Raw genomic sequence first — 6,538 nt, 5'->3', positions numbered from 1 at the left:
CCGCCGGCTGCACCATGATGGTTCCGGGCGTAAACAGCGCCGACGTATAGGTGTTCGTGCCCGTCACGTCGGCGATTTCGCGCGCATCGAGCAGCTGATGCTTTTCGCCAAGCTTCGCCAGTCCCTTGGCATAGTCGATGAGATGCCGGTCGCCCTCGTCGCTGATGGCGACGCTATAGCGTCCGCACGGATCGAAGACCTCGCGGCCCCAGCCCCGTTCCTGTGCAACGGTACTGGCAAGGGCGATGGCGGTGCGGCTGATCTCGATGGCCTCGCGGCTTTTGGTGACCGAGTCTCCACCGTAGTCTTCGGACGAGACCTCATGCGGAAGGTCGATGATGAAGCCGGAATTTCGTCCGGCCGCGGCCTCTCCGATGACGCCGGCCTCAAGGACGGCGACATGGAGTGTCGGATCGAGCTCGATGATCCTGCGGGCTGCCGAAAGACCTGCAAAGCCACCGCCGATGACGACGACGTCGGCGGTGATATGCCCCTCAAGCCGGGGTCTTGCCTGGCGGGGAGGGAGCATCGCCACCCACCCGGAAACGCCCGTGTTCTTCGGGAGCCTCGATGCGACAAAGACCTTTTTCGAGGGCGAGTTCACGGCTCAGGCTTCCCGTTCGATCAGGCTGCCGAGAGCAGCGCGGATGGTTGCGACGCGATCTGCCGAGAGTGGACGGAGCGGCTTGCGCGGCGCGCCGGCACCAAGACCGGTGAGTTGCGCGGCGGCATAGACCGACTGCACGTAGTCGCCTTCCCAGATGAGCGACATCGCCGGTTCGAGCAGGGACCAGATGTCGCGCGCCTTGCCCCATTCGCCGGCGGTAGCAGCCGCGACCAGCGCGAGCGCGGTGCGCGGCGCAAAATTGGCGCCGCCCCAGATGAGCCCGCTCGCCCCTGACCAGAGCGCGAAGGGCACGAGGTGGTCGGCGCCGTTCATGACCGGAAGGCCGGTACGAATGAGCGATGCCTGCTTGCCGAGATCGCCGCTCGAGTCCTTGACGGCGCAGAAGTTCGGGATCGCGCAAAGCTCCTTGAGAAGCTCCGGCGTCACGGTCACGCCGACGGCGTGGGGGACGTTATAGCCGATGACCGGAAGACCGGCGGCAGCCACCTCCGTGTAGAACTCGATGATGCCCTCATCGTCCGTCGGCCCTTCGAAGAACGGCGGCAGGACCATGACGCCGTCGGCGCCGCAATCGGCCGCGAACTTCGTCCGCTCGACCACGTCGGCCGTCAGCAATGCCGAGGTTTGAGCGATCACCTTGGCCCGGCCGTTGATGATCCTCGAACCGCGCCGCACGAGTTCATTCGATTCCTCTTTCGTCAGATACACGTGCATGCCGGTGCCCGAGCTCAACACGAAGCCGGGTACGCCGAGCGCCAGGTAGCGCTCGATGTTCTGCTCGAGCTTGGCGTAGTCGATGCGACCTTCCGCGTCGAAGGGCGTTGCGATTGCGAGGTTCAGTCCGGGAAACGGAAAGCTGGTCATGATTAGAGGTCCGCGGTTTCGTCGTCGTTGAGATCGAGCCAGATGGTCTTCAGCTGGGTGTATTGGTCATGGGCGTGGACGGAATTGTCGCGTCCGCCGAAACCGGACTGCCTGTAGCCGCCGAACGGTGTGGTGATATCGCCCTCGCCGAAGGAGTTGACGGTAACGGTGCCGGCACGAAGGGCGCGGGCGGCGCGCATGGCCCGTTTGCCGTTGCCGGTGAAGATGGAAGCCGTCAGGCCGTACTCCGTCTCGTTGGCGATCGCGACCGCGTCCTTCAGGCTGTCGACCGTGATGACCGTCAGGATCGGTCCGAAGATTTCTTCCTTCGCATGCCGGGCGGCGTTGCTTTCGACCTCGACGATGGTCGGGTGAACGAAACGGCCCTTGCTGGTTTCGCCGCCATGAAGAACCTTCACGCCATCGCCGAGATAGCTCGCGACTTTCCGGTAGTGCGCCTCGGAGACGAGGGGGCCGACACGGTTGTCCGGATCCAGCGGATCGCCCACGTGCCAGTTCTTCACCTCGGAGACGATCTTGTCGAGCAGCTTCCCCTTGATGGCGGAGTGCACGATCAGGCGAGAAATGGCCGAGCAATTCTCGCCCATGTTCCAATAGGCACCGTTGACGATATGCGCGGCGACGGCGTCCAGATCGTCGGCGTCGTCCATGACGATCGAGGGGTTCTTCCCGCCCATTTCGAGGACGACTTCCTTGAGGTTGGACTCGGAGGAATAGTTGAGGAAGCGGCGCCCGGTCTCGGTCGAGCCCGTGAACGACACGGCATCGACATCCATGTGCCGGCCGATCGGCTCGCCGACCTGCGAGCCGGAGCCAGTCACCACGTTGAAGACGCCGGCCGGGATGCCTGCCTCGAGCGCCAGTTCGGCAACCCGAAGCGCCGTCAGCGACGTCTCGGCCGCAGGCTTGACGACCAGGCTGCAGCCGGCGGCCAGCGCCGGGCCGATCTTCCAGGCGAGCATGAGCAACGGGAAATTCCAGGGCAGGACGAGCCCGACGACGCCCACCGGCTCGCGAACGACAAGCGCGATGTGGTCGTTCGAGGCCGGCGAGACCTGGTCGTAGATCTTGTCGATCGCTTCGGCATGCCAGCGCAGGCAGTTGACGGTCTCGGGCACGTCGACCGTCTGGCAATCGAGGATCGTCTTGCCGCTGTCGAGGCTCTCCATGACGGAGAGCTCGACCAGATTGTCCTCGATAAGCTGGGCCAAGCGAAGAAGGACCTGCTTGCGGGCGGCGGGATGCTGCTTTGCCCAGCGGCCATCGGCAAAAGACTGCCGCGCGCTTGCAACAGCCGTGTCGACGTCCTCGGGGCCGCAGGCGGGCAAGTCCGCGAGCGTCTCGCCTGTCGCGGGATTGGTCGTCGCAAACGTGCGTCCCGACCTCGCGTCGACAGAATGGCCGTCGATGATGGCCTTTGAAGGGAGGGTCAGTTTCGACGCGATGTGTTCGTACTGCGCCCTCGTCAGAAGTTCCGTCATTCGCCTGCTCCCATCAATCGTAAAATCATCCGCAACGCTCGACCTGGCTCGATGCTCGTATCGGCCCGTCTCGTCGTTTCGCATAATACAATAGATAGACATTTGATCTACTGTCAATAGACACGTGAAATGCGACGGCAAGGCGGCGCGGCAGCTCCTCTTGCGGAGCGAGCGACGGTGACCGAACATGCGGCAAGGATTAACACGCAAGTGCAGCCGGTCGGGCCTTGCGTGTCGTCTGAAGAGGAGGCAAAAGGAGCCGCGTGGTCGCAGGGGAAAGTCGACGAGAATCGAAATACGTTGACCAGTCTACCTTTTGTAGACATGATGCCCGCAGAAGGAGTTCGTCATGGCGCACAATCAAAGCTCACCTGAAGCAGGCGTTGGTCCGGATCGAAAGGCTGCGCTGAACCACACCTTGCGCCACCGCATCCTGACGATGCAGATCGCGCCCGGATCGGTTCTGGACGAAGTCGCCCTGAGCGAGGAATTTGGACTGTCCCGCCCTCCGGTGCGCGAAGCGATGCGGCAGCTTGCGGGGGAAGGGTTCATCGAACTTGAGGCGAACCGGCCGGCCCGCGTGACCTCGATGAGCTACCAATCCCTTCGGGACTTCTTTTTGATCGCGCCGATGATCTATGTCGCGGCAACGCGGCTCGCCGCCGAACACGCGTCGAAGGCAGATATCGCGGGCCTGCGCGAGATACAGGACAGCTTTCGCGACGCGGTTCACAGCAATGACGTCGACGGGCGCGTCTTCTACAATGACAAATTTCACCTTCGGGTCGGCGAGATCGCCAACAATGCGTACATTCTTCCAAGCCTTCGCCGGCTGCTGATCGATCATGCGCGCATCGGCAAGATTTTCTACAGACCGAGCAACGCGCGCATGCTGGAGGAGTTGCATGAGGCATCGCGCCAGCACGACGAAATCATCGATGCAATCGCGAACCACGATGCTGACCGAGCGGAGGCGTTGATCCGCGCACACCTCGACCTGTCGCGCAAGAACATGGCGATGTATGCCGCCCCGGAAGGGATGGCGATTTCTCTGGGCGTGTAACGGGACCTTCGTCGCCGGGTTACGCCGGTCCACCTGGCCAGTTGGACGCAAAACGATCAATGGCGTCGAAGACGGCGCGGGACATACGCAACGATTGCTCCATCGAGGGAAGCTGCCTGCCGCTGACGCCCGGAACGTGCACCCCGAGTTTCTCCAGCCGCCGGATCTGGTTGTGGGCGCGGGCGACATGGTCGCTGCCTGAAGGACCGGGCGTCATCGCAATCACTGTCAGCCCGACGCCCGGTGAGGCATCACCCGATTGGAAGCTTGGCGTGTCGAGCGACCACGATCCGCCCGAGAGGCCGGCCGACAGCATTTCGACGACCAGCGCGACGTTCGCCCCCTTGCGGCCACCGAACGGGAGGAGCGCGCCTATTAGTGCCTTTTCCGGATCCTGCGTATCTGCGCCTTCTGCGTCGACCGCCCATCCTTCGGGGATTGGTCGCCCCTCGGCGGCGGCAGCGACAATGTTGACGTAGGCAGTCGCGCTCGACGATTGGTCGACGATGAGTGGCGGCGCGGTGTCGCCGAGCGGAAATCCGAAGGCGATGGGGTTTGTGCTGTAGACGGCCGGTCCTCCCGCCTTTGCCACGACCATGGCATTGGCGTTGGTCGCTGCAAGTCCGCTCAAGCCTTCCAGCGCAAGCTGGCGCACGTAGTAACCGAGCTCTCCCGTCGTGTAGCTGTTCTTCTGGGTGAAGAGCGCAATCCCGAAGGTGCGGGCAGCATCCACGAAGTCGCGGAAGGCGAGGTCGAAGCCGAGTTGCGCGATGCCCCGGTCGGCATCACAGGCGAGATGAGCAGGGAAGGGGCGCGTGGCGACCGGCGCGGGAGCGCAATTGATGCGTCCCTCACGAAAACTGTTCAGATAGTCGACCAGGTGCGGAAACCCGACAGCACTCGGGCCGAAGCGGGCGGCCGACACTGTTGCGTCCGCGAGCGATCGGGCGCTCGCCGGGTTGGCGCCGGCACCAAGGCAGGCTCGGAGCGCCAGATCTCGTGCGTCACTCTCGCTGAGTTCGATCTCTTGCATGTCAGATCTCCAGTCCCGCCTTGCGGCCCTCGTAGAATGCATAGGGCGCCTGTCGCGGCGCGGCGCAGTCACCGATCTGGTGCGCAACGATATCGCGTTCGGCAAGACCGGGCATCAGCCAGTCGGCCGGGGAATTCGTGGTGGCAGTGACCAACGCATCCGCGTCGATGAACCGGCGCTCTCCCGTCGTGTGATCGACGATCGTTGCGCCGTTGCCATGCCACTCGGTGACGCTCGCCTCGACGATCCATTCGACGCCGAGTTTCCTCAGCGCCTGCCGCATCGGAACGTCGGCCGCGGTTCTCTGCAGTTCCTTGCCGACGAACGGATCGGGCGTCAGGATCGTCACCTGGTGGCCTTCCTCGGCAAGCTTCCAGGCGGTGCCGCAACCGCGCCAGCCGCCGCCTTCATCCAAAAGCAGCACGCGTTTGCCCGGTCTCGCCTGGCGCGCCATGACCGCTTCGACCGTGAAGACATTGCCGTTCTCCAGGCCCGGCATCGTCTCGACCGTCGGCAGCGCCTTCTGGAAGCCTGTCTCCGGGGAATAGGAGCCGGTGGCAACGACGACGCGGTCAAATTCGGCAACGTCGATGTCGTCGGCCTCGACATAGGAGTTCAGGCGAACCTCGACGCCGAGTTTGTCGAGTTGCCGCTCATACCAGGCGATGAGATCGAGGACCTGCGCCCTTCGCGGCTGCATGCCCGCCAAAAGGAAATTGCCGCCGAGACGGCTCGATGCTTCTGCGAGCACGACCTTGTGCCCGCGTTCTGCGGCCACCCGGGCCGCCTCCAGTCCGGCGGGTCCGCCACCGACGACCATCAGCCGTTTCGGATCGCCGGTCTTTACAAAGCGGTCGCCGTTCCATTCGGTTTCGCGCCCGACCGAGGGATTGATCAGGCAACTGATCCAGTAGTCCCGCGACCGGCGTCCCCAGCACATCTGGTTGCACGAAATGCAGCCGCGAATGTCCTCCGGGCGATCCTCGCCCGCCTTGGTCGCGAGATGAGGGTCGGCGATCTGGCCGCGCACGATCGAAACGAGGTCGGCTGATCCTTCGCCAAGCACCGTTTCGGCATTTTCAGGGGTGCGGATGTGGCTTTCGGCGATCACCACAGCATTCCTGACGACACCTTTCAGGATGGATGCGAGGTCGGCGCCCAGTTTCTCGGGATAGAGGAACGTCGGCATCAGCTTGTAGAAATCGAGATAACCGCCCGAGCCACAGGTGACATAGTCGATGAGGCCAAGCTCGTCGTGCAGACGGATGATTTCGGCAAGTTCGTCGCGTTGAAGCGCGACCTTCACGTCCGGTTCGTCGCTGACGGCAAGGCCGACGATGAAGTCTGGACCGCAGACCTGCCTGATCCGCGTCAGGATCTCCCGCGACATCCGTGTACGATTTTCGAGCGAACCGCCCCATTGGTCGTCGCGCCGATTGCACCAGGGG

At 63.5% G+C, this 6,538-nt stretch carries 6 protein-coding genes; 1 reads left to right on the top strand and 5 read right to left on the bottom strand.

What is annotated here, in order from left to right; genetic code table 11:
* From VGO04_RS12000 to VGO04_RS11990, 3 genes are all read right to left on the bottom strand, one after another.
* Positions 1-604: FAD-dependent oxidoreductase (locus VGO04_RS12000; protein ID WP_327496183.1), on the bottom strand; the 604-nt coding region annotated here is incomplete at its 3' end.
* A gap of 3 nt (positions 605-607) precedes the next feature.
* The gene (locus VGO04_RS11995; RefSeq protein WP_327496182.1) at positions 608-1,492 is read right to left on the bottom strand and encodes a dihydrodipicolinate synthase family protein; all 885 of its coding nucleotides are present in this window, start codon (positions 1,490-1,492) and stop codon (positions 608-610) included.
* Between the two features lie 2 nt (positions 1,493-1,494).
* Positions 1,495-2,994: an aldehyde dehydrogenase gene (locus VGO04_RS11990; RefSeq protein ID WP_327496181.1), complete on the bottom strand. Its 1,500-nt coding sequence runs from the start codon at positions 2,992-2,994 to the stop codon at positions 1,495-1,497.
* A gap of 349 nt (positions 2,995-3,343) precedes the next feature.
* Here VGO04_RS11990 and VGO04_RS11985 point away from each other — a divergent pair, with 349 nt between their 5' ends.
* Positions 3,344-4,057, top strand: a complete 714-nt coding sequence (locus VGO04_RS11985) for a GntR family transcriptional regulator (RefSeq protein WP_327496180.1) — start codon at positions 3,344-3,346, stop codon at positions 4,055-4,057.
* 19 nt (positions 4,058-4,076) lie between these two features.
* On the opposite strand, the gene VGO04_RS11980 is transcribed toward VGO04_RS11985, so the two are convergent.
* The gene (locus tag VGO04_RS11980; protein WP_327496179.1) at positions 4,077-5,090 is read right to left on the bottom strand and encodes an Ldh family oxidoreductase; all 1,014 of its coding nucleotides are present in this window, start codon (positions 5,088-5,090) and stop codon (positions 4,077-4,079) included.
* Between the two features lies 1 nt (position 5,091).
* A partial coding sequence (locus tag VGO04_RS11975) for an FAD-dependent oxidoreductase (protein WP_327496178.1) occupies positions 5,092-6,538 on the bottom strand: 1,447 nt, incomplete at its 5' end.

It is taken from the genome of Ensifer sp. (genome assembly GCF_035999185.1).
Classification (GTDB): Bacteria; Pseudomonadota; Alphaproteobacteria; order Rhizobiales; family Rhizobiaceae; genus Ensifer.
The sequence above is the reverse complement of the archived record's forward strand: the minus strand, read 5'-3'. Positions and strand labels throughout refer to the sequence as shown.

What these genes read in the sequence shown, in the direction of transcription:
- VGO04_RS11980 (WP_327496179.1), bottom strand. Translation starts at nt 5,090, where the DNA reads ATGCAAGAGATCGAACTCAGCGAGAGTGACGCACGAGATCTGGCGCTC.
- VGO04_RS11985 (WP_327496180.1), top strand. Translation starts at nt 3,344, where the DNA reads ATGGCGCACAATCAAAGCTCACCTGAAGCAGGCGTTGGTCCGGATCGA.
- VGO04_RS11990 (WP_327496181.1), bottom strand. Translation starts at nt 2,994, where the DNA reads ATGACGGAACTTCTGACGAGGGCGCAGTACGAACACATCGCGTCGAAA.
- VGO04_RS11995 (WP_327496182.1), bottom strand. Translation starts at nt 1,492, where the DNA reads ATGACCAGCTTTCCGTTTCCCGGACTGAACCTCGCAATCGCAACGCCC.